Origin of the sequence: Agrobacterium larrymoorei, from assembly GCF_005145045.1 — a bacterium.
In the GTDB taxonomy this organism is placed as follows: Bacteria; Pseudomonadota; Alphaproteobacteria; order Rhizobiales; family Rhizobiaceae; genus Agrobacterium; species Agrobacterium larrymoorei.
On sequence record NZ_CP039692.1, the window covers coordinates 879,208 to 905,827 of the forward strand.

Annotated in this window: 29 protein-coding genes; 24 read left to right on the forward strand and 5 right to left on the reverse strand. The window is 57.5% G+C overall.

All coding sequences use genetic code 11. The features are described 5' to 3' along the window. Positions 1-4 precede the first annotated feature (4 nt). The 4 genes from CFBP5473_RS18340 to rsmI form a co-directional block, all read right to left on the reverse strand. Positions 5-976: an ABC transporter permease subunit gene (locus tag CFBP5473_RS18340; RefSeq protein WP_027674026.1), complete on the reverse strand. Its 972-nt coding sequence runs from the start codon at positions 974-976 to the stop codon at positions 5-7. A 255-nt stretch (positions 977-1,231) separates the two neighbouring features. After that, the gene (locus tag CFBP5473_RS18345) at positions 1,232-2,530 is read right to left on the reverse strand and encodes an extracellular solute-binding protein (protein WP_027674025.1); all 1,299 of its coding nucleotides are present in this window, start codon (positions 2,528-2,530) and stop codon (positions 1,232-1,234) included. A gap of 182 nt (positions 2,531-2,712) precedes the next feature. After that, positions 2,713-3,081 carry a YraN family protein gene (locus CFBP5473_RS18350; protein WP_027674024.1) on the reverse strand — a complete coding sequence of 123 codons (369 nt, stop codon included), beginning with the start codon at positions 3,079-3,081 and terminating at the stop codon, positions 2,713-2,715. Beyond that, complete coding sequence (rsmI, locus tag CFBP5473_RS18355; protein ID WP_027674023.1) at positions 3,071-4,000, reverse strand: 16S rRNA (cytidine(1402)-2'-O)-methyltransferase; 930 nt, start codon at positions 3,998-4,000, stop codon at positions 3,071-3,073. Before rsmI ends, CFBP5473_RS18350 begins: the two co-directional genes overlap by 11 nt. A gap of 257 nt (positions 4,001-4,257) precedes the next feature. On the opposite strand from rsmI, the gene dnaN reads away from it, so the two are divergent. The 21 genes from dnaN (at position 4,258) to CFBP5473_RS18460 (ending at position 23,970) form a co-directional block, all read left to right on the forward strand. Continuing rightward, on the forward strand, positions 4,258-5,376 hold the full coding sequence (gene dnaN / locus CFBP5473_RS18360) for a DNA polymerase III subunit beta (RefSeq protein WP_027674022.1): 1,119 nt from the start codon (positions 4,258-4,260) through the stop codon (positions 5,374-5,376). A 184-nt stretch (positions 5,377-5,560) separates the two neighbouring features. Further along, complete coding sequence (pmtA, locus tag CFBP5473_RS18365; protein WP_027674021.1) at positions 5,561-6,154, forward strand: phospholipid N-methyltransferase PmtA; 594 nt, start codon at positions 5,561-5,563, stop codon at positions 6,152-6,154. Positions 6,155-6,168: 14 nt separating this feature from the next. After that, positions 6,169-6,750, forward strand: a complete 582-nt coding sequence (locus CFBP5473_RS18370) for a histidine phosphatase family protein (RefSeq protein WP_027674020.1) — start codon at positions 6,169-6,171, stop codon at positions 6,748-6,750. 4 nt (positions 6,751-6,754) lie between these two features. Beyond that, positions 6,755-7,462, forward strand: a complete 708-nt coding sequence (pyrF, locus tag CFBP5473_RS18375; RefSeq protein ID WP_027674019.1) for an orotidine-5'-phosphate decarboxylase — start codon at positions 6,755-6,757, stop codon at positions 7,460-7,462. 23 nt (positions 7,463-7,485) lie between these two features. After that, on the forward strand, positions 7,486-7,773 hold the full coding sequence (locus CFBP5473_RS18380) for a DUF1330 domain-containing protein (protein ID WP_027674018.1): 288 nt from the start codon (positions 7,486-7,488) through the stop codon (positions 7,771-7,773). 120 nt (positions 7,774-7,893) lie between these two features. Further along, entirely contained in the window at positions 7,894-8,874 is a 981-nt protein-coding gene (locus tag CFBP5473_RS18385; protein WP_027674017.1) for a complex I NDUFA9 subunit family protein, read from the forward strand. 676 nt (positions 8,875-9,550) lie between these two features. After that, the gene (locus tag CFBP5473_RS18390) at positions 9,551-10,243 is read left to right on the forward strand and encodes a glutathione S-transferase family protein (protein WP_027674016.1); all 693 of its coding nucleotides are present in this window, start codon (positions 9,551-9,553) and stop codon (positions 10,241-10,243) included. A 27-nt stretch (positions 10,244-10,270) separates the two neighbouring features. Further along, a complete protein-coding gene (queG, locus tag CFBP5473_RS18395; RefSeq protein WP_084631463.1) occupies positions 10,271-11,458 on the forward strand; it encodes a tRNA epoxyqueuosine(34) reductase QueG in 1,188 nt (395 codons plus the stop codon). Then, the gene (locus CFBP5473_RS18400; protein WP_037170716.1) at positions 11,459-12,337 is read left to right on the forward strand and encodes an SDR family oxidoreductase; all 879 of its coding nucleotides are present in this window, start codon (positions 11,459-11,461) and stop codon (positions 12,335-12,337) included. Positions 12,338-12,718: 381 nt separating this feature from the next. Further along, on the forward strand, positions 12,719-13,087 hold the full coding sequence (locus CFBP5473_RS18405) for a septal ring lytic transglycosylase RlpA family protein (RefSeq protein ID WP_027674013.1): 369 nt from the start codon (positions 12,719-12,721) through the stop codon (positions 13,085-13,087). Between the two features lie 101 nt (positions 13,088-13,188). After that, positions 13,189-14,478 carry an RsmB/NOP family class I SAM-dependent RNA methyltransferase gene (locus CFBP5473_RS18410; protein WP_027674012.1) on the forward strand — a complete coding sequence of 430 codons (1,290 nt, stop codon included), beginning with the start codon at positions 13,189-13,191 and terminating at the stop codon, positions 14,476-14,478. 157 nt (positions 14,479-14,635) lie between these two features. After that, positions 14,636-15,913 carry an imelysin family protein gene (locus CFBP5473_RS18415; RefSeq protein WP_027674011.1) on the forward strand — a complete coding sequence of 426 codons (1,278 nt, stop codon included), beginning with the start codon at positions 14,636-14,638 and terminating at the stop codon, positions 15,911-15,913. A gap of 240 nt (positions 15,914-16,153) precedes the next feature. Beyond that, complete coding sequence (locus tag CFBP5473_RS18420) at positions 16,154-17,662, forward strand: di-heme oxidoreductase family protein (protein ID WP_106389333.1); 1,509 nt, start codon at positions 16,154-16,156, stop codon at positions 17,660-17,662. After that, positions 17,662-18,783: an imelysin family protein gene (locus CFBP5473_RS18425; RefSeq protein WP_037170715.1), complete on the forward strand. Its 1,122-nt coding sequence runs from the start codon at positions 17,662-17,664 to the stop codon at positions 18,781-18,783. Before CFBP5473_RS18420 ends, CFBP5473_RS18425 begins: the two co-directional genes overlap by 1 nt. A gap of 2 nt (positions 18,784-18,785) precedes the next feature. After that, positions 18,786-19,877 carry a DUF1513 domain-containing protein gene (locus CFBP5473_RS18430; RefSeq protein WP_413228975.1) on the forward strand — a complete coding sequence of 364 codons (1,092 nt, stop codon included), beginning with the start codon at positions 18,786-18,788 and terminating at the stop codon, positions 19,875-19,877. Positions 19,878-19,927: 50 nt separating this feature from the next. After that, the gene (locus tag CFBP5473_RS18435) at positions 19,928-20,380 is read left to right on the forward strand and encodes a TspO/MBR family protein (RefSeq protein ID WP_027674007.1); all 453 of its coding nucleotides are present in this window, start codon (positions 19,928-19,930) and stop codon (positions 20,378-20,380) included. A gap of 73 nt (positions 20,381-20,453) precedes the next feature. Then, positions 20,454-20,912 (forward strand): PaaI family thioesterase, encoded by a 459-nt coding sequence (locus CFBP5473_RS18440; protein WP_027674006.1) that lies wholly within the window; start codon positions 20,454-20,456, stop codon positions 20,910-20,912. Then, positions 20,902-21,540, forward strand: a complete 639-nt coding sequence (locus CFBP5473_RS18445; RefSeq protein WP_027674005.1) for a 5'-methylthioadenosine/S-adenosylhomocysteine nucleosidase — start codon at positions 20,902-20,904, stop codon at positions 21,538-21,540. Before CFBP5473_RS18440 ends, CFBP5473_RS18445 begins: the two co-directional genes overlap by 11 nt. A gap of 82 nt (positions 21,541-21,622) precedes the next feature. Then, positions 21,623-23,200 (forward strand): glutamine-hydrolyzing GMP synthase, encoded by a 1,578-nt coding sequence (gene guaA / locus CFBP5473_RS18450; protein WP_027674004.1) that lies wholly within the window; start codon positions 21,623-21,625, stop codon positions 23,198-23,200. A 118-nt stretch (positions 23,201-23,318) separates the two neighbouring features. Next, on the forward strand, positions 23,319-23,594 hold the full coding sequence (locus CFBP5473_RS18455; RefSeq protein WP_027674003.1) for an AbrB/MazE/SpoVT family DNA-binding domain-containing protein: 276 nt from the start codon (positions 23,319-23,321) through the stop codon (positions 23,592-23,594). Continuing rightward, a complete protein-coding gene (locus CFBP5473_RS18460) occupies positions 23,581-23,970 on the forward strand; it encodes a type II toxin-antitoxin system VapC family toxin (protein WP_027674002.1) in 390 nt (129 codons plus the stop codon). The genes CFBP5473_RS18455 and CFBP5473_RS18460 overlap by 14 nt, the downstream gene beginning before the upstream one ends. Before the next feature lie 83 nt (positions 23,971-24,053). On the opposite strand, the gene CFBP5473_RS25115 is transcribed toward CFBP5473_RS18460, so the two are convergent. Next, positions 24,054-24,221, reverse strand: coding sequence for a hypothetical protein (locus tag CFBP5473_RS25115; protein WP_169696901.1), 168 nt, complete (start codon positions 24,219-24,221; stop codon positions 24,054-24,056). A gap of 191 nt (positions 24,222-24,412) precedes the next feature. On the opposite strand from CFBP5473_RS25115, the gene CFBP5473_RS18465 reads away from it, so the two are divergent. The 3 genes from CFBP5473_RS18465 to CFBP5473_RS18475 all read left to right on the forward strand — a co-directional run bounded on the left by CFBP5473_RS18465 (position 24,413) and on the right by CFBP5473_RS18475 (position 26,579). Further along, complete coding sequence (locus CFBP5473_RS18465) at positions 24,413-24,763, forward strand: ArsC family reductase (RefSeq protein ID WP_027674001.1); 351 nt, start codon at positions 24,413-24,415, stop codon at positions 24,761-24,763. Positions 24,764-24,768: 5 nt separating this feature from the next. After that, positions 24,769-25,245: a Cys-tRNA(Pro) deacylase gene (ybaK, locus tag CFBP5473_RS18470; protein WP_027674000.1), complete on the forward strand. Its 477-nt coding sequence runs from the start codon at positions 24,769-24,771 to the stop codon at positions 25,243-25,245. Between the two features lie 95 nt (positions 25,246-25,340). Further along, positions 25,341-26,579, forward strand: coding sequence for an aminopeptidase (locus tag CFBP5473_RS18475; protein WP_027673999.1), 1,239 nt, complete (start codon positions 25,341-25,343; stop codon positions 26,577-26,579). Positions 26,580-26,620 lie beyond the last annotated feature (41 nt).

Here is a 26,620-nt window from a genome sequence, read left to right on the forward strand (position 1 = left end):
GCCCTCAACCGTAATGGATGCGTTTTTCGAGGAAGCGGAACTGCAGCACCGTCAGCACGAAGACGACGATCATGAGGATGACCGACTGCGCAGAGGAGCCGCCAATGTCGTTGCCACGGAAGCCATCCAGAAACACCTTGTAGACAAGCGTGATCGGATTGTTGGCGGCCTTGTCTTTCACCACAACGTCGATGACTGCGAACGTATCGAACAGTGCGTAAGTGACGTTGATGATGAGGAGGAAGAAGGCCGTCGGCATCAGAAGCGGCATGATGACCGTCCAGAAACGGCGGAAGCCGGAGTGGCAATCGAGGTAAGCCGCTTCCCGAACGGAGACCGGCACGGCCTGGAGGCCAGACAGGAAGAAGATGAAATTGTACGGGATTTGCTTCCAGATGGAGATAACGGTCATGGCGAAAGCGGTGTCGAAATAATTGACGCCGACCTGCATGTGCCAGCCGAAGAAGGACATGATCTTGACGAAAGGTCCGATGTGCTGGTCGAAGAACATCATGCCGATCAAGCCCGCAACGGGTGGGGCGATGGCGTAGACCGAAATCAGCATCGTCTTATAGGCAGAAGAGCCGCGAATGACCGCATCCGCCTTGACCGCCAGCAGAAGACCGATGCCCATGGCAAAGACCGTGACGATTGCGGTGAAGACCGCGGTGAACCGTGCGGCGCTGAGATATTCCGAGCTGAACAGCGCATCCGTGTAATTGGACATGCCGACGAAAGTGGATCCGAAGCCGAAGGGGTCTTCCAGATAGAAGGACGACTGAACAGCCTGCACGGAGGGCCAGTAAAAGAAAATGAAAATCACCGCGAGCTGCGGCGCCAGAAACAGATAGGGCAGCGCGGGAGAGGAAAACTGCACGCGCTTGGCAGTCTCAGCCTCGACAGGGCGTTTCTTGGCCCTTGAGGCCAGGCCCGGAATGAAACGGGTGAGACTCGGTTGAGAGGGAACGTAGGCCACGCTCGCAAACCTTCATGGGTTGTGGACTCTGCTTCAGTGTAGAAGGTCGGTCCGGGATTAGAATGAAGCGCTGCACTCCCGCTCGGCGTCATCCTCGGCCTTGAGCCGAGGATCCATCCACGTCGCGACATCGGGAACGTCAGTGGATGCTCGGGTCAAGCCCCAGCATGACGGAGTTTTTGGCATGCCTTGCAAACACCCAACGGACCTCCCCTCATCATGAAGGGAGGTTCGCAGGCCGAAGTATCAAGCTAATCAGCCAGCAGTCTTGGCGAAGCGAGCGAGAAGCTCGTTGCCTTCCTTCTCGATGATGTTGAAAGCGTCCTTGACGGAAACTTCGCCCGAGAAGATGCGGCCATATTCACGTTCCATGATGGCGCGGATCTGTGGGTAGAAGCCGAGGCGGTAACCCTTGGACCACTCGCCGCCCTGAAGCGAAAGCTGCTTGATGCCGACTTCGGCAACAGGCTGCTTCTCATAGTAGCCTTCCTTCTTGGTCAGCTCGTAAGCGGCCTTGGTGATGGCAACATAGCCGGTCGCTTCGTGGTAGAATTTCTGAATTTCAGGCGATGTCAGGAACTGGAAGAAGTCTGCAACGCACTTGTTTTCCGCTTCAGGCTTGCCGGCCATTGCAAAGAGTGCAGCGCCACCGATGAAGGAGTTGGTGCCAGCGCCCTTGATGGAGCCCCAATACGGCAGGAAAGTTGCCGAGAACGGCATCTGAGCCGTCTTCTGCAGGCCACCGAAAGAGCCCGAAGAACCGATCCACAGAGCAACCTTGTTTTCTTCGAATGGCTTCTGGTTATCGTTCCAGCCAGCGCCGTAGTAAGCGAAGTAACCCTGATCCTTCCAGGACTTCAGCTTTTCGAACATCATGATGAGGTTCGGGTCGGTGACCTTGAGCTTGGTGTCGACAACGCTGTCGTAACCGTTGTTGTTGGTGGCAAACTGTAGGTTGTTACGCGAGAAGAAGTTCTCGGTGAATTCCCAGGTCAGCTGCGTCTGAACGAGCGGAATGAAACCGGCTTCTTTCAGCTTCGGAGCGGCAGCTTCGAATTCTTCCCAGGTCTTTGGAGCTTCAACGCCAGCCTTTTTGAGGGCTTCGGTGTTGAGATACATGATCGGCGCGGAAGAGTTGAACGGCATGCCGACGAACTTGCCATCGGCAGCGGCGTAGAAGTAACGAACGCCGGGGATGAAGGCTTCGCGGTCGAACTTGTAGCCAGCCTTGGTAATGATGTCTTCCGCAGGAATGACAGCGCCCTTGGCGTTGATGATGGTGGCGGCACCAGCATCGAAGACCTGAAGAATGTTCGGCTGGTCGCCGGAACGGAACGCTGCGATGCCGCTGGCGAGCGCTTCTTCATACGTGCCCTTGGAGACGGGTGTGATTGCGCAGTTGGTCTGAGCTGCGTTGAACTTCTGTGAAACTTCGTTGATGACTTCGCCGTTGCGGCCACCCATGCCATGCCACCAGGTGATGTTTGTTGCCGCCATGGAAGACGTTGCAGAAACGCTGACGGCCATCACGGCCATGGAAATTTTCTTGATCATCTTTTCGATCCTCTACCGCCCTTGTTGGGTGAGGATGCGAATAGGCGCCTTTCGTGACGCCTCGTTTACAGTTTTATGTCTAATTTATTACACGATAAATCAAAGATTTAATCGATAAAATCGCGTATCAATCGGAAGTTGATCGAGGTTTCGCTCTTAACGGCAGGCCGGTCCGTATGATCTTAAAACGCGTTGATGAAGTGCGCAGGCAACCGGCGCGGCAGAATCGCGATGATATCGAAACGTTGGGACAGCATGTGCGCATCCTTACGGCGCGTCAGCCAAATATCTGCTGCCGCACGAATGCGGCGTTGAGACTGATAACTGACTGCATCCACCGCGCTTTGTTCGTTCCGGCGCGCTTTGACCTCCACAAAGGCCACAATATCACGGCGTTTGGCGATGAGGTCGATTTCACCCAGAGGCGTCTTGTAGCGCAAGGCCAGAATGCGATAGCCCTTCAGCATGAGATAAAGTGCTGCCCAATACTCGGCAGCATGGCCGCGCTTTTCCGCGCGCCGTCTGTTGTTCTCGCGCCCCTCAGCCGCCATTGCCGTCCTTCATATCCAGCAGGCGCTGGTAAAGCTCCTTGCGCGGCAGGCCCGTCAGCTTTGCCGCTTCGGCGGCGGCTTTGGCCGCTGGCATGCTGGAGGACAGGTCCGTCAGTAACTTTTCCACATCTTCGATGTCAGGAATTTCGTCATAGGAGGGCGGCTCTATGAGGAGAACGATTTCACCCTTAACGGTGCGATCTTCATCATAATACTCGGCCAACTCTCCCAAAGTCCCTCGGCGAAACTCCTCGAAGGTCTTAGTCAATTCCCGACAAACCACAGCGCGACGATCCCGACCAAGCACCTCAGCGGCCACCTGGATAGAGGCGCATATACGATGCGGCGATTCAAAGAAGATGAGTGTCGCCGGTATTTTTGACAGTTCGGCAAAGCGGTCGCGCTTGCCGCGATCCTTCACCGGAAGGAAGCCTGCAAACAGGAAGGCGTCGCTTGGCATGCCCGAACCGACGAGAGCGGCAAGTGGAGCCGACGCGCCCGGAATAGGCACCACGCGATACCCGGCCTCCAGTGCCAGTTGGCCGAGGCGATAGCCGGGATCGGACACGAGAGGCGTTCCAGCATCGGACACCAGAGCGACGGATTTTCCGGCTTCCAGCGCAGCAATCAGCTTTGGCCCCACCTCCTGTGCATTATGTTCGTGATAGGCATAAGGTCGGTTGCGGATACCGTAACGCTCCAGCAGCACGCGGGTAACCCGCGTATCCTCGCAAGCCAAAACGTCAGCCGAAGCGAGCGTTTCCAGCGCCCTCAGCGTGATATCACCGAGATTGCCGATGGGGGTCGCAACCAGATAAAGCGCATTTTCAAGCGGCCGCGCGGGGACAGTGACGCCGGATACGCGATAGGTTTTGCCCGTGGACGTTTCCGTCTGTTCATTGCTGGTTTCGTCTTCCACGGGTCATTCCAATCAGTTCTGTCATTCTCGAAACCTTTATGGGCAATCGAAAGCGGCTGAACAAGCTCAAGATTTCATTCTTATCTGTGGATCACGCTGTATAGCGCTGAAATGAAACAGCTGCGGCGCGCTCGCCTCTTGCTTTTCCCACGATAACTCTGCCATTTTGCCTGTCCCATTATCCGGCAGCTTGCTGGAAAGACTTGTCTGGCGATCCGGCCTCCCCCGGATTGCAACGGTTGAAAGCGGTAGTGTCCATGCGTATTACTCTTGAGCGGTCCAACCTTCTGAAATCGCTGAACCACGTTCATCGCGTGGTGGAACGGCGCAATACCATCCCGATTCTGTCCAACGTGCTGCTGCGCGCATCGGGCGCCAATCTGGATATGAAGGCGACCGACCTCGATCTGGAAGTCACCGAAGCGACACCGGCCATGGTGGAGCAGGCGGGCGCGACCACGGTTCCCGCACATCTGCTCTATGAAATCGTGCGCAAGCTTCCAGATGGTTCCGAGGTTCTGCTCGCGACCAATCCCGATGGCTCTTCGATGACGGTTGCTTCTGGGCGTTCCAAGTTCTCACTGCAATGCCTGCCGGAAGCGGACTTCCCGGATTTGACCGCTGGCACCTTCAGCCACAGCTTCAAGCTCAAGGCGACCGATCTGAAAATGCTGATCGACCGCACGCAGTTTGCAATTTCCACGGAAGAGACGCGCTACTATCTGAATGGCATTTTCTTTCACACCATCGAAAGCGGCGGCGACCTGAAACTGCGTGCCGTGGCGACCGACGGTCACCGTCTGGCGCGCGCGGATGTGGATGCGCCGTCCGGCTCCGAGGGCATGCCGGGCATCATCATTCCGCGCAAGACCGTTGGCGAGTTGCAGAAGCTGGTTGACAATCCCGAGCTTGAAGTCGCCGTAGAAGTCTCCGATGCGAAAATTCGCCTCACAATCGGCGATATCGTCATGACCTCGAAGCTCATCGACGGCACCTTCCCGGATTATCAGCGCGTTATTCCGACAGGCAACGACAAGGAGATGCGCGTCGATTGCGTCAGCTTCGCCAAGGCGGTCGATCGTGTTTCGACCATCTCTTCCGAACGCGGGCGCGCCGTGAAGCTGGCCCTGACCGAAGGTCAATTGACGCTGACCGTCAACAACCCGGATTCGGGCAGCGCGACGGAAGAAGTTGCCGTTGGCTACGAACACGACGCGATGGAAATCGGCTTCAACGCGAAGTACCTGCTGGATATCACCGCGCAGCTTTCCGGCGAAGATGCGATCTTCCTGCTGGCGGATGCCGGCTCCCCAACGCTCGTTCGCGACACGGCAGGCGATGACGCCCTCTACGTGCTGATGCCGATGCGCGTTTGACGCAGGCAAACACCCACGAATTCGCGAAAGCCGGTGAGGATTCTCACCGGCTTTTTTGTTTTATCTCTTATCCACTACCCAATTTTCTGAATGCGACATTTTTCTTTGTGTTTGCGGCAAACAGAGACAAGATGTCGCCACAGTTTCAACAAATGGTGATCGAGCAAAAATAAGGGGAGCTAGAATGGGACTGAGCTTGAAACAACGCTTCGGCAGAAAGTTCGAAGAGGAAATCCGGTTCTTCAAGGGCATGGTCAATCAGCCCAAGAAAGTGGGCGCCATCGTTCCCACCTCCGGCATTACGGCGCGGCGCATGGCCAGCGTTATCAATCCCCATTCCGGCCTGCCGGTTCTCGAACTTGGTCCCGGCACCGGTGTCATTACCAAGGCCATTCTGGGCCGCGGCGTGAAGCCGGAACACGTAACCGCCATCGAATATTCAACCGACTTCTACCAGCAGCTTCTGCGCAGCTACCCCGGCGTCAATTTCATCAATGGCGATGCATTCGATCTGGACACGACGTTGGGCGAGCAGAAAGACCAGATGTTCGATTGCGTGATTTCGGCGGTGCCCATGCTGAACTTCCCGATGGCCGCGCGGATAAAGCTTCTGGATGAATTGCTGAAGCGCGTGCCGCATGGCCGCCCTGTTTTGCAAATCTCTTACGGCCCCGTCTCGCCCATCGTCGCGCAGCCTCACCTTTATCATATCCGCCATTTCGAATTCATCGTGCGCAACATTCCGCCCGCGCAGTTGTGGACCTATACCCGCGCTTAGTCTAACCTTGCGTCATGTACGCACTTTACATCACGCATCCGCAGGTTCGTATCGATGCCAATGTGCCGGTCCCCGAATGGGGACTGTCTGACATTGGCGCTGAAAGAGCAAAGCGCGCCTTTGCAAGACCCTGGGCGCGGCAGATTCGCCAGATCGTCAGCAGCACCGAGAAAAAGGCGCTGGAAACGGCACGGATACTGGCTGCCGCCAGCGGCATCGAGGTCGAATCCGTCGCCAACATGCACGAAAATGACCGTAGCGCGACCGGCTTCCTGCCACCCGACCGGTTCGAGCGCGCCGCCGACTGGTTCTTTGCCCATCCGCAGGAAAGCTTTCAAGGTTGGGAGCGGGCAGCGGATGCTCAACGACGGATCGTGGAGGCTGTGACGACAGTGCTTGCGCGACATGATCCCTCTCAGCCTATCGCTTTTATCGGCCACGGCGCGGTGGGTACCCTGCTGAAATGCCATTTGGAGGGCGGCGCGATCAGCCGCGATGCGGACCAGCCGCCGGGCGGTGGAAATCTTTTCCGTTTTAATCTTGCAGACATGCAGGTGACATGCGACTGGACGCCCATCGAAACTTGGCAGGGGTGAGATTATGACCGCACGCGAGCGCCTGATCGTTGGGCTGGATGTTCCAACCGTGAAAGAGGCAGCATCAATTGTCGATGCAATCGGCGACGACGTGCTCTTCTACAAGATCGGGTATCAGCTGGTATTTGCGGGCGGGCTGGAATTCGCCCGGGAACTGGCTGAAAGCGGCAAAAAAATCTTTCTCGATATGAAGCTGCTGGATATCGACAATACGGTTGCTTCCGGCGTGGAAAACATTGCCAAGATGGGCATGTCGATGCTGACCCTCCACGCCTATCCGAAGGCCATGCGCGCGGCTGTTGCCGCAGCGAAGGGATCGGACCTCACACTGCTGGGCGTCACCGTTTTGACCTCCATGGACAATTCGGATCTAGAAGAAGCAGGTTATCAGGGCGATGCACGTTCACTTGTTTTGAAGCGCGCGGAACAGGCCAAGGCCGCAGGCATGGGCGGCATTGTCTGCTCTGCGGAAGAATCGACTGCGGTGCGCGACATTCTCGGCCCCGACATGGCCGTCGTTACACCCGGCATCCGCCCGACTGGCTCCGATGCTGGCGACCAGAAGCGCGTCGTCACGCCATTCGATGCCATCAAGGCAGGCTCCAGCCATCTCGTCGTTGGCCGCCCAATCGTCAAGGCTGCCGATCCGAAAGCCGCCGCGCGCGCCATTCTGGATGAGATGCTGAAAGCAAGCTTTCCTGCCAACCAATAAAGACACATCTGTAGGAGACTGACATGGCCAAGGGTTACTGGATCGCTCGCGTGGATGTTCGCGATGCCGAGCGTTACAAGGATTATGTTTCAACCGCCAAACCTGCATTCGAACGCTTCGGCGCCAACTTCCTCGCCCGCGGCGGCGCGTTGACTGAACTGGAAGGTAAGGCGCGCGCCCGCAACGTGGTGATAGAGTTTCCTTCGGTGCAACACGCTATCGATTGCTACAACTCGGAAGAATATCAGGCAGCAGCCAGAATTCGACAGGAAGTGGCCGATGCGGAGATGGTGATCGTCGAGGGAATTTGACAGTCGTCAACCCTGTCTTTCAATCTCGGCGCGGTACCGTGCTGTTCTCTCTTCCCGTGCGCGCGGCTTTGGGCTAAGAGACAAAAATACACTCATTTAACGCTTCGCAGGAGCCTACTCATGCCCTTGGCCAACCTTCCCCCTCTCGTCACGGTTTTCGGTGGCTCGGGCTTCGTGGGCCGACATGTGGTGCGGACACTTGCAAAGCGTGGCTATCGCATCCGCGTTGCAGTACGCCGTCCTGATCTCGCAGGCTTCCTGCAGCCGCTCGGCAATGTCGGCCAGATTTCCTTTGCGCAGGCTAACCTGCGCTACAAGGACTCGATCGTGAAGGCTGTCGAGGATGCGGATCATGTCGTCAACTGCGTCGGCCTGCTCTTCGAAAGCGGTCGTAACACCTTCGATGCCGTGCAGGAATTCGGTGCCCGCGCCGTGGCTGAAGCTGCGAAGAACGCTGGCGCGACGCTGACGCATATTTCCGCCATCGGCGCAGATGCCAATTCGTCTCTGGGTTACGCCCGCACCAAGGGCCGCGCGGAAGCCGCAATCCGTTCGGTTCTGCCGGAAGCCATTATTCTGCGTCCATCGATAGTATTCGGACCTGAGGACGACTTCTTCAATAAATTTGCGGGCATGGCCCAGCGTCTGCCTTTCCTGCCCCTTATCGGCGGCGGCAAGACGAAGTTCCAGCCGGTCTACGTCGAAGATGTTGCCGAAGCCGTTGCGCGCAGCGTGGATGGTGCATTGAAGTCCGGCTCGACCTACGAGCTCGGCGGCCAGGACGTCATGACCTTCCGCCAGTGTCTTGAGGCCGTGCTGACGGCCACCTATAGACAGAACCGCCTGGTTAACCTGCCTTTTGGCATTGCATCCCTGCTCGGCTCCGTCGCCTCTCTCATTCCGCTGATCAAGCCGCCGCTGACATCCGATCAGGTCGCCCTGCTGAAGAACGACAACGTCGTCTCCGCAGAGGCCGAAAAGGCCGGTCTGACCTTGGACGGCATAGGCATTACGCCGGTGCGCGTGTCTTCCGTTCTCCCCTCCTATCTGGTCAGCTACCGCCCGCATGGCCAGTTCAGCAATGCCGGGAAAGCCGCGTAAGCTTTTTTCCATCGACTGCTGCAACCAAATACCACCAAGCCCGTTATGACCTCAACGGCGCGACTGCCTATGCTTGTCGCGTCAGGGGATTTGGGGCTGGGTAACAGGGGAATTTCAGTAATGAGCCGCGTAAGCGTGGCACAAGGGCAACTGTGGACAAGTCTTCGCATTAACCCGGTGTTCAGCAAGCTCAGTTATTGATAAACGCCACACTCACAACACATCCTCAACTGAACAATCAAACCAACGGCAATGCCGTTTGTCGCGTTAAAGTTTTGAAAGGCAAATAGAAATGGGCAGGTCTATCGCACTCTTTTTTGCGTGTGCGGCTTTGGTTGTTCTGGCAGGTTCGTTCATGGCACCGGGCACGGTTGCCGCTGGTAAAGAGGGCTGCTCGCCGGCTTATGGGGTAGACCCATGCGCCACGAGCTCCATTTCTGCCAATTGAGCATTTGCGGCCTCAGCGTCGCAAAATCAATCCAAAGCGCCCGAGACGGATCGAGGGCGCTTTTTTGTTGAGTTTGTTCGCGTGGCGACAAAAAGCCTGGGCGCTGCGCTGCAACATTAAAGTTCTCTTAAAAATGCTGCCGTTATAATTTTCGCCAAGGCCGCATTTTGAGCCTTTTTTAGCCACAAAGAAGCAACCTCACATCAATCGCAAAACTTCCGAGTGCCGATGCCAACCCTTTACCACTCCTCTATGTCGACCGCGTCTCGTTTCGTTCGGCTGATACTTGCCGAATACGGCTTCCAGATCGATCTGGTGGAGGAACAGCCGTGGGAAAAGAGACGGGAGTTTCTGGCCCTCAATCCTGCGGGCACTCTTCCGGTCTATCTGGATGACAATATGCGCTCGCTCTGTGGGCCCTATGTTCTGGCGGAGTTCCTCGATGAAGCCCATGGCGTGCTGAAGCGCGACAGACGGCTTCTAGCGGAAGAGCCTTTCCAGCGCGCTGAAATCCGCCGCCTGACCGAATGGTTCCTGCAGAAGATGGAAAACGACGTGACCAAGCCATTGGTCCGCGAGCGTGTGTACAAACTGCAGATGACCACGGCACAGGGAGGCGGACCTCCAGATTCCAAACTGCTGCGCACGGCACGCTCCAACATCCGTCAGCACATGAAATATCTCGAGTGGCTGGCAGCTTCGCGCACATGGATTGCCGGTGACCGCCTGAGCTATGCCGATCTTGCAGCTGCAGCTTCGGTGTCCATTCTCGACTATCTCGGCGAAATCAACTGGCTGGAAGCGCCGATTGCGAAGGAATGGTACCAGCGGGTCAAATCCCGGCCGTCCTTCCGGCCCTTATTGGCCGAGCGCGTGCCGCGCCTTGCGCCATCCTCACATTACGCCGATCTCGATTTCTAATCCTGCTTGAGACTATATATAGCGTCGATGCTGGCTCTTGCCAGCCGATGGAGCAGGAGAGAAACAATCGACACGAGTTCGCAGAAGCAGGAGTTGCGTGCCCGCAAGCTGACGGATTTCGTCCGCGCGGAAGCGACAGCGCTTGGCTTCGATCTCTGTCGCATCACCTCGGCTGATGCCATTCCGCTTGCGCCGGAAAGACTGCGAGATTTTCTCGATAATGGCTTCCACGGCACAATGGCGTGGATGGAAGAAACGCAAGAGCGCAGGGCGAATCCGAAGACGCTGTGGAGCGAGGTGCGCTCCGTCGTCATGTTCGGCCTCAACTACGGACCTGACGAGGATCCAAGACAGCTTCTTTCCCAAGCGGACAAGGCCGCGATTTCCGTTTACGCCAGAAATCGGGATTATCACGATGTCATCAAGGGCCGCCTGAAGGAAATCGCGACGCGTTTCGCTGCGCGTGCGGGCGAAGACGTCAAGGTTTTTGTCGACACGGCACCCGTCATGGAAAAGCCTCTAGCCGCTGCTGCGGGGCTTGGCTGGCAGGGCAAGCACACCAATCTCGTCAGCCGTACCCACGGATCATGGCTGTTTCTCGGAAGCATGTTCACCACGGCGGAACTCTGTCTGGACGAAGCGGAACGGGATCATTGCGGCTCCTGCCGGGCCTGCCTCGATGCGTGCCCTACCAGTGCCTTCCCCTCCCCCTACAAGATTGATGCACGACGCTGCATTTCTTATCTCACGATTGAGCATAAGGGGCCGATACCGCACGAATTCCGGCCCATGATCGGCAATCGCATCTATGGCTGTGACGATTGCCTTGCGGCCTGCCCATGGAACAAGTTCGCAGCCAGCGCTTCGGAAATGAAGCTGCGAGCCCGGGAAGACCTGAAAGAACCATCCATCGCGTTTCTGTTGACGCTTGATGACGCCGCATTCCGCAGTTTCTTCAGCGGCTCGCCCGTCAAACGCATAGGCCGCAACCGCTTCATCCGCAATGTGCTGATTGCTGCCGGAAATTCCAATGATCCCTTGCTCATAGATCAGTGCAGGCAACTGGCGGACGATGCATCGCCGGATGTGCGTGGCATGGCCATCTGGGCGCTTTCCCGGTTGATGGACAGGGAGAGCTTCCACGCTTACGCTGCAACGCACACAGCCGATGACGATTCGGATGTTCAGGAAGAATGGCGCATGGCGGGAGAGTAAATGTCGCAGCTGATGATTTTCGGGGCCGGATATTCCGGCAAGGCAATCGCGAAAACTCTTCAGGGCAGCATGGACCGCATTTGCGGGACGACGCGCAGTACCGAACAAGCAGAGACCCTGAAAGCACTGGGGATCACTCCCGTCATCTTTGATGGTGAGACCATAAGCGACGCTCTGCGAGCAGAACTCGCAAACACCACGCATTTCGTCCAGTCGATAGCGCCCGGCAAGGCCGGTGACCCTCTGCTGCGGCTCTGCAACGGCGCGCTTAAAGACCTCATGCCGCAACTGGAATGGGCAGCGTACCTCTCCACGGTCGGCGTCTATGGCAATCATGACGGCGCGTGGGTGAATGAAGAAACGGAATGCAAACCTGTTTCCGCTCGATCCCTTGAACGGGTAGAGGCTGAGCAATCCTGGGCTGCGGCGGCGGACAAGGCAGGTGTTCAGCTTTCCATTCTGAGGCTTTCAGGAATTTACGGCCCGGGGCGCAACGGTTTCATGAATCTGGAAAAGGGCACGGCCCGCCGTCTGGTCAAGAAGGATCAGGTTTTCAACCGCATCCGGGTGGAAGACATTGGCACGGCGACCGCCTTCCTCATCTCGGAAAAACACGGCGGTATTTTCAACGTGACGGACGACGAGCCTGCACCGCCGCAGGACGTGGTCGCTTATGCGGCGGAACTGATGGGCGTTACACCGCCACCGGAGCAGGCTTTCGAGACGGCTGAACTGACGCCGATGGCGCGCTCTTTCTATGGCGAGAACAAGCGCGTCTCCAATGGCAAACTAAAGCGCCTCGGGTTCCAGTTTACTTACCCGGAATACCGCAAGTCGCTCCAACAATTATGGGATAGCAGCCTCTGGAAAGATGAATAACTGTTCATCTTCATTGGTTGAAAAATCCATCCAACGACAGTTTTCAGGAAGTTTCTAATCGCCATATTTGCTTTTAACCTTTTATTAATGCGCAAATTTAACGGAAATTTTCAGCCTTTAGAAAAATATTTCACCGTGATTCCGTGAACCGATTCATGAAATACTTAACGCGCAACGAATTTCTGCCTTGCGATTGATTCTAAAGAAATTTTTGCGGGATACATCGAAAGCTATCTAAAACTCGCCAGAGTGATTCTCATCACGAATGTTACACACTGTAACACTTCGTGATTGGAAGAAGGCAAGTTTTTGCCATTTTTCGCTCGCCCTACAGTCTCCGCAATTCATTCGGCGCGGGGCCGAGTATCAGGGAAGCACAGTTTGACGAATATCCGACGCAAGACTTTCGCGGCCGCAACTATTGCCGCGTGCTGTTTCATCGTTCCTCTTCAGGCCAATGCCGCTAATGGATGTGGCGGCGCATCTTGGTATGCTCTCAGCTCCAAGACTGCTTCGGGCGAGAGAATGAACGCCTCCAATCTTACCGCTGCACATCGCTCCTTGCGCTTCGGCACTAAGGTCAAGGTTACGAACTCCCGTAACGGCAAGGCCGTTGTGGTGCGCATCAATGACCGTGGCCCCTTCATCAAGGGTCGTGTTCTCGATCTCTCCAAGGCTGCCGCCAAGAACATAGGCATGGTAAGCTCCGGCACGGCAAAGGTCTGCTACGAGGTTCTGGCCTCCAATTAAGCGGAGGATTTCCGAACAGGATTTTCGGGAATTCTTGCCAAAGCCTTGCCCTCGCCGCCATTCGCGTCTACCAACCGGGCAATCACGGAAAGAGGTAGACAATGCGTTTGGGCGGGCGTTTAGCCGGGGCAATCGAAGTGTTGGCAGATATCGAGGCGCGCAGACGCCCGGTTGCCGACGCACTGAAAGACTGGGGACTGGCGCATCGTTTCGCTGGTTCCGGCGATAGGGCCGCCATCGGCAACATCGTTTACGATGCCCTTCGCATGAAACTTTCCCACGCATGGTTGATGGATGACGAGAGCGCCAACGCGCTCGGCTATGCCGTTATGCTGCGTCAATGGGGGAAGACGCCGGAGCAACTGGCTGCGGAATTCGAGGGCGACAAATTCGCGCCTGCTCCTCTTTCAGAAGACGCTATCAAAGCATTCAACACGCGCTCTCTTTCCGATGCACCGCTTCATGTCCAAGGCGATATTCCGGAATGGGTTCAACCTTCGCTCGAGGCTTCCTTCGCAGACCAGTGGCTGCGACAGGCGCAGGCCTTGAACGAGCGCCCGACACTGGACTTGCGTGCAAACACATTAAAGGCGAACCGCGACAAGGTTCTCAAGGCGCTTGAAGAAGCCGGAGCCGAGGCCACCCGGATCGCCCGCCAGGGCGTGCGTATTCCGGCAGGCGCTGGCCCGTCGCGGCTGCCCAATGTGACGGCTGAACTTTCCTTCCAGAAAGGCTGGTTCGAGGTGCAGGACGAAGGTTCGCAGATCGTTGCCGATCTCGTCGGCGCGCAGGAAGGCGAACAGATTTTGGATTACTGCGCAGGCGGCGGCGGCAAGACGCTCGCCATGTCTGCGAGCATGAACAATAAGGGCCAGGTCCACGCTTTCGATGCGGACCGCAAGCGCCTTGCGCCTATCATCGAACGGCTGAAGCGCGCTGGCACGCGCAACGTTCAGGTGCACGACCGCCCGGCCGGATTGGCTGCGTTTCGCGAGAAATTCGACCGCGTGCTGGTGGACGCACCCTGCACCGGCACCGGCACATGGCGCAGGCGCCCAGATACGAAGTGGCGCCTGACGCAGCGAAATCTCGAGGAGCGCGTGGGCCAGCAGGCGGAAGCTCTGGATCAGGCAAAGACGTTCGTGCGTCCCGGTGGTGAGCTGCTCTATGTAACCTGCTCCGTTTTGCCTGAAGAGAATGAGCGGCAAGTCCGCCGCTTCTGCGCGGAAAACTCTGAATTCTCGATCAAGTCCGCTCTCGACCGCTGGACGAAGACCTTCGGCGCTGCAGCCTCAAAACCTCATTCGCCAGACGGCGAAACCGTGACGCTGACACCGGCTACGACAGATACTGACGGCTTCTTCTTCTGCGTCATGAAGCGCGACGGCTGATCGATTTTTGCCTGCTCGAAGTGCCCGGCATCTGCTTTCTCTCAATGCCGGGCGCCTTGTTGGAAATCTTCTAAACTAGAATGTTTGACACAAGTTTGTGATTGGTTCAGAACTCGCCCTCACAGCCTCGTTACTGGAGCGCTGAACAGGAGAGAGCATGTTCCGCAAAACCGTCCTCAGCGCCAGTGCCGCGCTTCTAGCCGCTTCAGTGGCATTCACCGCCCTTCCCGCACGCGCCGCGACCGATCCGGCTGCAGTGGTCAAGCATTACGCCGAGCTTGCGCAGGCCAAATATCAGGATTCGCTGACAACGGCGGAAGCGCTGGACAAAGCCATCGATGCGCTGATCGCCACGCCGAGTGAGGCGAACCTGAAGGCGGCTCGCGCAGCCTGGATAAAGGCGCGCGTTCCCTACCAGCAGTCCGAGGTCTATCGCTTCGGCAACCCTATCGTCGATGAGTGGGAGGGCAAGGTAAACGCCTGGCCGCTGGATGAAGGTCTGATCGATTATGTCGATAGCTCCTACGGCACCGAGAGCGACGAGAACGAACTCTACACCGCCAACATCATCGCCAACAAAGAGATCACCGTTGGTGGCGAAAAAGTGGATGCATCCAAGATCACCCCGGATCTGATCCGCAGCCTTGCCGAAGCGGGCGAAGTGGAAGCCAACGTCACCACTGGCTATCACGCCATCGAGTTTCTGCTTTGGGGCCAGGATTTGAACGGCACCGGCCCCGGTGCTGGCAACCGCCCCTACACAGATTACGACACCAAGAACTGCACGGGCGGCAATTGCGACCGCCGCGCGGATTACCTCAAGGCTGCGTCAACGCTTCTGGTCGCCGATCTTCGAGAAATGGCCGCCAACTGGGCGGCGGATGGCGAAGCAACGAAGGCGGTGGAAGCCGACCCCAAGAAGGGCTTGACGGCGATCCTAACCGGTATGGGTTCGCTCTCTTATGGCGAACTTGCCGGTGAGCGCATGAAACTCGGCCTTCTGCTGCACGATCCCGAAGAAGAGCATGACTGCTTCTCCGACAACACTTACAACTCGCACCTGAACGACGCCATCGGCATCGCATCCGCTTACACCGGCGAATATACGCGCGTGGACGGAACGAAAATGACCGGCCCATCGCTTTCGCAACTGGTTGCCGCCAGCGACAAGAAGCTGGACGACGAGATGAAGGCCAAGCTCAACAAGACGCTCGATGCCATGCACGCCATGGAAAAACGTGCCCAGACCGTTGAAGCCTACGACCAGATGATCGGCGAAGGCAACAAGGAAGGCAACGCAACCGTGCAGGCCGCCATCGACGGGCTTCTCGACCAGACCAAGACCGTAGAGCGCGTCATTGCCGCCCTCGATCTCGGCAAGATCGAACTCGAAGGCTCCGAGAGCCTGGACAACCCCAACGCCGTGTTCAAGTAAGATATCGAAAGGGCCGTTGATGAACGGCGGCCCTTCGTCTCATGTCATAGGCCTTCAGGCTATCGTGCAACGAATGCTTCATACTCCCCGTCATCCCGGACTTGATCCGGGATCCAGCGGCGCCGCGTCTGCGGCGCAGGGAAGCATTTTGCCGCCGAGATGCGTAGCTGCTGAGTGCCGCGTCAGGCCCGGCATGACGCAGAACGCGGCTTGCTTCTTTGTTTCGGTGGACGATCTTCCATGAAACGGTCGCACCTACGTCCCCTCGTTTTGTCGATGGTCTGTGCTTCAGTTGGCGCCTTTGCGGCCGATCAAGCAACCCGTACCGATCTCTCCAAATCCGATCTCAACCGCGTCCGGCAGGTTACGAAACCCACCACGGATTTTTCAAAACCCGAGCCATTCGAGGCAATGTCCGCTGGCGCGACGACCACGCAAGCGGTCTCTAGCACCACTGCTTTCTCCCAGCCCTCCGCCAGCATCACCTTCGAGCAGCAGCAGGATTTCAAACTGGGAAATGCGCTGTTCCAGAAGCTCTGGGTGTCGTCGCCATCCTCCACGCAGGCATCCGATGGCTTGGGCCCACTTTACAACGCCCGCTCCTGCCAGACCTGTCACATCAATGATGGCCGAGGCCGCCCTCCACGTGACGGGGAAGATGCGGTGTCGATGTTGTTGCGGCTGGCGCGGCCTGCGAGAACCGAGGCCGAACGAGCGCGGGTTCAGGATCATCACGCGCTGAATTTGCCGGATGTCACCTATGGCGCACAGCTTCAAAACCTTGCCGTACCGGGCCTGAATGCGGAGGGAAGGCTCAAGATTACCTATGAAGAGCGTGAGGTTGCGCTTGGCGATGGCGAAATTATCCATTTGCGCAAACCCACCTACAGTATCGATGGTTTGAACTACGGACCGCTCGAAACCGATACGACGCTGTCCCCCCGCATCGCGCAAGCGACGCTGGGCCTTGGTTTGATCGAGGCCATCCCGCAGGAAGATATTCTGGCCGGTGCCAACACTGGTGACACCAACGGTATTACGGGCAAGCCAGCCTGGGTGCGGGATCACCGCACGGGACAGATCGCACTCGGTCGTTTTGGCTGGAAAGCGCAAAATGCAACCGTTCGGGATCAGGCTGCCGATGCCTTTTCCAACGACCTGGGCATCTCGACACCGGATACGCCCAACGCTTATGGCGATTGCACCAAGAAACAGACCGACTGTCTGGCGATGCCCAACGGTGTGCAGAAGCGGCTGGGCAACACGGAAGCGCCCTCTCCCGTTCTCGATCTGGTAACATTCTACACGGAAAATCTTGGTGTGCCCGCCAGACGCGATGTAGATGCGCCGGCGGTTCTGCGGGGCAAGCAGATGTTTTATGACAGTGGGTGCGCCGCGTGCCACAGGCCGAAATTCGTGACGCGGCGCGATGCCGCCGATCCGCTTCATTCCTTCCAGCTCATCTGGCCCTATTCCGATTTTTTGCTCCACGATATGGGTGAAGAGCTTGCCGATGGGCAACAGGTGGGTGAAGCCAGCGGACAGGAATGGCGCACGCCGCCGCTCTGGGGTATCGGCCTCACAGAGGCCGTCAACGGCAACGCGTTTTATCTGCATGACGGACGGGCGCGCAGCCTGACCGAAGCCATTCTCTGGCACGGCGGCGAGGCACAAATGGCGCGCGACGCCTTTGCCGCCTTGCAAAAAACCGACCGGCAGGCTTTGCTCACATTTCTGGAGTCTCTTTGATGGACGTTTCAATGCGAAAACTTCTCGCGACCCTACCGCTGATGCTCGTTCTCAGTCTCGGATCCGCCAAGGCGCAGGATGTGGAACTATTGCCACCGCCCCCTCTTGACCCTGCCAAGGTGCGCGCCACCATGGAAAAGGCCGTGGATGGCTTCATTCGCCCCGGTTACGAGAACTTCCGCGACAAGGCGAAAACGCTCGAAGGGTCCCTGCAGGCTTTGTGCAGGGCGCCGACGCCGGATGCCGTGAAGACGGCGAAGGATGAGTTCGCCCAAACCGTGGATGCATGGTCGCGCATCGAAATCGTCCGTGTCGGCCCCGTCATCGAGCAGAACCGGTTCGAGCGCATTCTCTATTACCCGGACAAGAAGGGTCTGGGGCTGAAACAGGTCCAGCGCTATCTTTCCGACAAGGACGAGAGCGTAACGACGGCAGATGGCCTGAAAGGCAAAAGCGTTGCGGCACAGGGGCTCGGCGCGTTGGAATTCGTGCTTTACGGCACCGGATCGGACGCACTCAACTCCGAACAGAACGGCTTCCGCTGCCGCTATGGCGCGGCGATTGCGGGCAATCTTGCCAATATCGGCGCAGAACTCGTGACGATCTGGAGCGCCCCGGATGGTACCGCACGCAACTGGAAAGAGCCGGGGCCGAACAACCCGGTTTTCCGGGACGAGCGGGAAGCGCTGGTTGCGCTGCTGGGCATTCTCGTTCACGCATCCGAAGCGATCCGGGACCAGCGCATCGAAACCTTTTACAAAGGGCCGGATAACGTCAAATTTCCGCGCACTGCGATTTACTGGCGCTCCGACCTGACATGGAAAAGCATCGGCGACAATATCGCTGCGGTGCAGGATTTGCTCCATGTCGCCCATATGGGAGACCTGTTGCCGCCCGATCAGCGCTCCATTATCGGCTCCATCGATTTCATTGCAAAATCCATGGTCCGCGTTTCCGGCACCATCGAGCCCGATGTCGAGAAAGCCCTTTCCGACGACAAAGAACGCGGCAAGGTGGACTATCTGCTTTTGAACGGAAGGGATCTGATCTACCGCATCAACGACCAGTACGGCGGCGCAATCGGTCTCAGTTCCGGCTTCTCCTTCTCCGACGGAGATTGATCGTGGCGGACAACGGGCGCTTTCTGATAGACCGCCGCAGCTTCATAAAGGCTGCGGGTGCGCCGTTCCTTGCATCGCTTGCGCCGCGCTCGCTCTTTGCGCTGGAACGGGCCGATGCCGTTTTCGCCTCAGCCTTTCGTGCGCGAGATGGGTCATACGGCGTGGCAACGTTGAGCGAGGCGGGAGAGATCATCGACAGGGTGGCGCTTCCGGCGCGCGCCCACGGCCTAGCCACAAGCCATGCAACGGGGATGACCGTCGCCTTTGCCCGCAGGCCGGGCACTTTCTTCGTAGCGTTCGATGCCACTCATCAACGCCCGCCAATCGTGATGAACACACCGGAAGGCCGCCATTTCTATGGCCACGGCCAGTTTTCGCCCGATGGCAAGATTCTCTATGCCAGCGAGAATGATTTCGATGGCAACCGCGGCGTGATCGGGCTGTACGACGCGCGCGACGGATTTCGGCGCATCGGGGAATATGATGCCCATGGCATAGGTACGCATGACATGGCGGTCAGCGCGGATGGCGGGATGATCGTGATTGCCAATGGCGGCATCGAAACCCACCCGGATTTCGGCCGCACGAAGCTCAATATCGACCGGATGGAGCCGTCTCTCGTTCTGCTAGACGCCGCGAGCGGAGCGCTTATCCAGAAACATCGACTGCCGGATAAGCTCAGGCAGCTTTCCACGCGCCACGTGGACCTCGGCAATGACGGACGCATCTGGTTTGCCTGCCAGTATGAAGGCCCGCGCAATGATCTGCCGCCTTTGGTCGGCTGCTTTTCGAAAGGTGAGGATTTGCGCTTCATTTCGCTTCCTGAGGAAACGACCGGGCGTCTAGCGAATTATGTAGGTGCAATTGCGGTGAACCGCCACGATGGCATCGTCGGCCTGACGTCTCCCAACGGCAACGCCTTCGTTACGCTGGATGAGAAGAGCGGCAGTGTTCTGAGCGAGACCAGTCTGCGAGAAGCGGCAGGTGTTGCGGCTGGGATTTCAGGCATGGTTGCTTCTTCCTATGACGGCCGGTTCGAGGGGCGCATCAGCGATGTCGCATGGGACCAGCACATCGTGCGGATTGCGCGCTAAATTATTGAAATGACGCCGGAACCAAAGCCATTTCGTCGCATTGTTTCCGCATGAAAAACGCGCTCGTTTATATCATCTTCATTGCGGTTGTGGTCACCATCGGCGCGTTGATCGGCATCAACAACGTGCCGGGTGAGTGGTATCAAGCGCTGAACAAGCCGTGGTTCAATCCGCCGAACTCAATTTTCGGACCCGTCTGGACGACCCTTTACGTTTTGATTGCGATTGCCGGTGCCCGCACATGGTTGCAAAGCCGCATGGGTGGGCGCATGCAGCTGTGGGGCAGCCAGATGCTGCTCAACTTTCTTTGGTCACCCATCTTTTTCGGCATGGAAAGCCCTGCAGGTGCATTGATCATCATCATCCCGATGCTGATCTGCATCGTCGCCTTCATCGTCATGACCTCGACCCGCGACCGGCTTTCGATGTGGCTGTTCGTGCCCTATGCCGCTTGGGTTTCCTTTGCCACATTGCTCAACGCCAGCATCGTTTACCTGAACTAAGAAGTGCCACGCCCCTTGTCTTGCAAGGCTACAGACGCCATGTCATTTTCGCAGAAAAATGAAAGGCAGGGGAATGGTGTTCACCGATCCTGGCGATTTTCGCCAGCGAATTCAAAAAAGCTTTGCGCGCCAGGGCGTCGTTCAGGCAATCAAGGCGGAGCTATCACGTATCGAGCACCGGCTTGTGGAAATCGAACTGCCTTTTCACCCTAAACTCACGCAGCAGCACGGCATTCTCCATGCGGGGGTCATAGCCGCCGCGCTCGATACCGCCTGCACCTATGCCGGTTACACGATCATCGAGCCGGAGGCGTCACTGCTTACCATCGAGTTCAAGGTCAACCTGATGTCGCCGGGGCGTGGCGAGCGTTTTCTGTTTCGCGGCGAAATCACCAAGCCGGGCAGCAATATCATCGTTGCCGACGGACGCGCCTACGCCATTTCCGATGGCCCGGCCAAGCTGATCGCCTCCATGACGGGCACGATGATGGTTCTGAAGGGCCGGGAAGGTTTCAGTGAAAATGAGCTTTGAACTGGTCGAAATCGAGGGCAAGCGCCTTCTCTTCGTAATGGCGGCTGATGCCGAATATGGGCCGCATCTGAAAGCGCGGTTCAAACCTTTAATGACAGGCGTCGGGCCGGTTGAGGCTGCGGTTTCCTTGACTGCGGCTCTTAGCGAACTCAACACGCAGTCCCGTTTGCCGCATCTCGTCGTTTCGCTCGGCTCTGCAGGATCGCGCAGTCTCGAACAGGCCGAAGTCTATCAGGCAACCTCCGTTTCCTATCGCGACATGGATGCCTCCGCCTTCGGTTTCGAGAAGGGGCGGACACCGTTTCTCGATCTTCCCGCCGAAGTATCGTTGCCTTTCGTCATACCTGATGTGGCCACCGCACGGCTCTCTACGGGCGCTAATGTCGTCTCCGGTACCATGTACGATCTTATCGACGCCGATATGGTGGAAATGGAGACGTTTGCGATTTTGCGCGCCTGCCAACGCTTCGGCATTCCCTTGGTTGGCCTGCGTGGCATCTCGGATGGCAAGGCGGATGTGCATCAAATCGATGACTGGACAGAGTATCTGCATGTCATCGATGAGAAACTGGCAGCGGCTGTGGATCGGTTGTGCGATGCGATAAAGAGTGGGGCAATTACTCTGTAAGGCTTGCGCTGTCGCGTATTTTCTGGCTTTTCAGGGCATCTGCCGGGTTGCCTTACGTCCGGCAATTCTTTAAAGGCTCGCCATGACCCAGATAGCCCATCCCGACAGCATCCTCATCATCGATTTCGGCAGCCAGGTGACGCAGTTGATTGCGCGCCGTGTTCGCGAAGCCGGCGTCTATTGCGAAATCCACCCGTTTCAGAGCGCGGACGAAGCCTTCCAGAAACTGCAGCCGAAGGGCGTCATTTTCTCCGGCGGCCCGGCATCGGTAACGGCAGAGGGAAGCCCGCGCGCGCCGCAGGCTGTGTTCGATGCAGGCATTCCGATCCTCGGCATCTGCTACGGCCAGCAGACACTCTGCACCCAGCTGGGTGGCACGGTAGAAGGCGGCCATGCCGCGGAATTCGGTCGCGCCGATATCGAGATCAGACAAGCAAGCCCACTCTTTGACGGCTTCTGGGAACTCGGCGGACGCTACCCCGTCTGGATGAGCCATGGCGACCGCGTCACGCAGCTGCCAGTCGGCTTCGAAGTGGCCGCAACCTCCGAGAACGCGCCTTTCGCCATCGCCGTCAATGAAGAGCGCCGATACTATACGACGATGTTCCACCCGGAAGTGGTGCATACGCCGGATGGTGCAAAGCTGCTTTCCAACTTCGTGCACAAGATCGTTGGCCTCAAGTCCGACTGGACGATGGCCGCCTATCGCGCCGAGATGATCCGCAAGATTCGTGAGCAGGTTGGTGATGGTCGCGTGCTTTGCGCCCTTTCCGGCGGCGTCGATTCTTCCGTAGCGGCTATCCTCATTCACGAAGCTATCGGCGATCAACTGACCTGCGTTTACGTCGATCACGGCCTGATGCGTCTTGCCGAGAGCGAGCAGGTCGTCGGCATGTTCCGCGATCACTACAATATCCCGCTCGTTCACGTCGATGCATCCGACCTTTTCTTGACGGAACTGGCTGGCGTTTCCGATCCTGAAGTCAAGCGCAAGACCATCGGACGCCTGTTCATCGAAACCTTCGAGGCCGAAGCTGCGAAGATCGCGGCTGACGGCAAGGGCGCACCGGCGTTTCTGGCGCAGGGCACGCTCTACCCCGACGTCATCGAAAGCGTCTCTTTCTCGGGCGGCCCGTCCGTCACGATCAAGAGCCACCACAATGTCGGTGGCCTGCCTGAGCGCATGAACATGAAGCTGGTCGAGCCGCTTCGTGAACTGTTCAAGGACGAAGTCCGCGCGCTTGGCCGTGAACTCGGCCTGCCGGAAAGCTTCATTGGGCGCCACCCCTTCCCAGGCCCGGGCCTCGCCATCCGCTGCCCCGGCGTCGTGACACGCGAAAAGCTGGACATTCTGCGCAAAGCCGACGCGATCTACCTCGACGAAATCCGCAAGGCCGGTCTCTACGACACGATCTGGCAGGCTTTCGCTGTGCTGCTCCCGGTCCAGACCGTCGGCGTCATGGGCGATTACCGCACCTACGACTTCGTCTGCGCCCTTCGCGCCGTAACCTCCGTGGACGGCATGACGGCGGACTTCTACCCCTACGACATGAACTTCCTCGGTCGCGCAGCCACGCGCATCATCAACGAGGTCAAGGGCATCAACCGCGTGGTCTACGACGTAACGTCCAAGCCACCGGGTACGATTGAGTGGGAATAAGGTTGAAGTGACTGCTTCTGTTAAAGCCGGGTGTCGCGAAAAAGCGGGATCCGGCTTTTTTATTGAAAATCACAGGGAATGATCGTATCTTACATTCGTCTTACTTTGAGGTGATGGTATGTCTCAACCTGAGAAGCTAACAACAACCGTCTCCACCAAAGGGCAGGTCATTCTTCCCAAGGCAATACGCCAGCACCGGGACTGGGGCGCGGGGACGCGTTTGACGGTTGAAGAAACGGCAGAAGGCGTTCTTCTGAAACGCATGCCCACATTTGCGCCAACACGATCAGCCGATGTGTTTGGGATGTTGCCCAACGACGGCGCACCGAAAACGCTTGAGGATATGGACAGCGCAATTCTAGCCGAGGCGCGCCGAAGCCATGATCGCGATTGATACCAATATCATCGTCCGTTACCTGACCGCAGATCATCCTGAACAATCGCCGCGAGCGCGTGTGATTGTAGATGGCCAAGCTGTGTTCGTGGCCGTCACTGTTGCATTGGAAACTGAATGGGTGTTGCGCAGCGCCTATGGCTACAGCAGAGTCGTTGCTGCAAATGCCATTCGTGCATTTTTGGGGCTGCCGACCGTCACCATCGAAGACGCCGATCTGGTCGCAACGTCACTGGATTTGGCCGAAGATGGTTTGGACTTTGGCGATGCATTGCATCTGGTACGAACAATGCAGTGCGATGGTTTCGTCACTTTTGATCGTAAATTTGTAAAAGCCGCTCAAACTGCCGGCTATGATTTGATATCGGAAGCCTGATAATATCCGCGTCTCGCAGAGATGCGTCGTCTTTATACCAATCAAGGCGAGGCTGGAATACCTCGCCAGCATATGGAAACGTCTTAGAGCTGAACCTTGTCGAAGGCCTGACGGTCGATGCCAAGCGCGTCGAGGTCAGAAGCAGCAGGCTTGCGGTGCGCACGAACTGCTGCGGAAACAGCAACGGCAGCGCCGAAAACAGCAAGGGTTTCACCGAAAAACTTACGCGATGTCTTTGCAACCGAACGCATTTCTTTCTCCTTTTGGGTTGCCCTGAATATGGTCAAAACCACCCCGCGCTACAACTCATGATATAGCGTGGGAGCCATGCAGCTTAGCTCGAACTCGTTTGGATGCCAGCTACGCTAAAATTGCATAGGTGGCTAAGGTTTGACTGCGCCGAGGATTTTGCTAATTCAGAATGAGCAAGGGAGAATCTGCCATGGCGACGACGATTTACGGTATCAAGAACTGCGATACGATGAAGAAGGCGCGCACGTGGCTTGAGACTAATGGCATCGAGAACAGCTTTCACGACTACAAGGCTAGCGGCATCGACCGTCAGCATCTTGAAGCATGGTGCGATGCCGCCGGATGGGAAACCGTTCTGAACCGGGCTGGCACCACTTTCAAGAAGCTGGACGACGCGCAGAAGAATGATCTCAACCGCGAAAAGGCCATCGAACTGATGATGGAACAGCCCTCCATGATCAAGCGACCTGTACTGGAGGCCGACGGCAAGATTACTGTCGGCTTCAAGCCCGACACCTATGCAGCGCTGTTCAACCGATAAATGCCATGTCGAAAACCACGCGCGCGACGCAGATGCTGACCAAGGCTGGCGTGTCTTTCACGACCGTTACCTATGATTACGATCCCAATGCCGACCGCATCGGGCTTCAAGCCGCAGAAGCCATCGGAGAGCCGCCGCATATCGTTTTGAAAACGCTGATGGCGGAGGTGGATGGCAAGGCGGTCTGCGTGGTCGTGCCTTCCGACCGTGAGGTCAGCATGAAAAAACTGGCCGCTACTTTCGGCGGCAAGTCTGCCAATATGATGAAGCCTGCGGATGCCGAACGGGCCACGGGATATCATGTCGGTGGTATCAGCCCCTTCGGACAGAAGAAGCTTGTGCCGACTGCAATCGAGGTGCAGGCCATGGACCACGACTATGTTTACATGAATGGCGGGCAGCGCGGTTTGCAGATTCGCGTTTCGCCGAAAGATGCGCTTGCCGTTCTCAACGCAAAGGCCGCCGCTCTCATCGCTGATTGAGAGGGCGGATTGAGAAGACCGCATCAACACGGTTGGCTTTCTCGCCGTATGGTCTATTGTCCTCACCTCTTCAAGCAGACATGTGAAGGCAGATCATGAGCGTTTCCCCTATCGATCCCGTCAAACTCGAAAAGCTGGCCGAAGTCGCCGTCAAGGTCGGGCTTCAGCTCCAGAAGGATCAGGATCTGGTCATCACGGCGCCGCTCGCGGCCTTGCCGCTGGTGCGCCTTTTGACCAAGCACGCCTATTTAGCTGGCAGCGGTCTCGTCACCACCTTCTATTCCGACGAGGAAACCACGCTTGCCCGCTACACCCACGCGAGCGATGCGAATTTCGACAAGGCATCCGGTTGGCTCTATGAGGGTATGGCGAAGGCCTATGCCAATGGCGCAGCGCGTCTGGCCATTTCCGGCGACAACCCGATGCTGCTTTCCGAGCAGAACCCGGCAAAGGTGGCGCGCGCCAACAAGGCCAACTCCACCGCTTACAAGCCAGCGCTGGAGAAGATTTCCAACTTCGACATCAACTGGAACATCATTTCCTATCCCAACCCGTCCTGGGCGAAGCAGGTCTTCCCGGGCGTGAGTGAGGATGAGGCGGTGCGCAAGCTGGCAGATGCGATTTTCGCGGCATCCCGCGTGGATGTTGCCGATCCGGTGGCTGCATGGGCCGAGCATAATGCCAACCTCGCCAAGCGCTCCAAGTGGCTGAATGGCGAACGCTTCTCAGCCCTGCACTTCACAGGCCCCGGCACCGATGTCACCATCGGCCTTGCGGATGGCCACGAATGGCACGGCGGCGCATCGATGGCGAAGAACGGCGTTACTTGCAACCCCAACATTCCGACCGAAGAAGTGTTCACCACGCCGCATGCACTGCGGGTCGATGGTTACGTTTCCAGCACCAAGCCGCTGTCGCATCAGGGCACGCTGATCGATGATATTAGAGTGACGTTCGAGGGCGGTCGCATCGTGGAGGCCAAGGCCTCCAAGGGAGAATCCGTGCTGAATAAGGTGCTCGATACCGATGAGGGCGCGCGTCGTCTGGGTGAAGTTGCGCTGGTGCCGCATTCCTCGCCAATTTCGGCAAGCGGTATTCTGTTCTACAACACGCTGTTCGATGAAAACGCATCTTGCCACATCGCGCTTGGCCAGTGCTACTCCAAGTGCTTCATCGACGGCGCGTCGCTCAGTCAGGATCAGATCAAGGCGCAGGGCGGCAATTCCAGCCTGATCCACATCGACTGGATGATCGGCTCCGACAAGGTCGATATCGACGGCGTCACAGCCGATGGCGCCAAGGTGCCGGTTATGCGCAAGGGCGAGTGGGCCTAAACGCCTGACAGGCTACCAAGCATTATTGTGCAGTAGTAGCC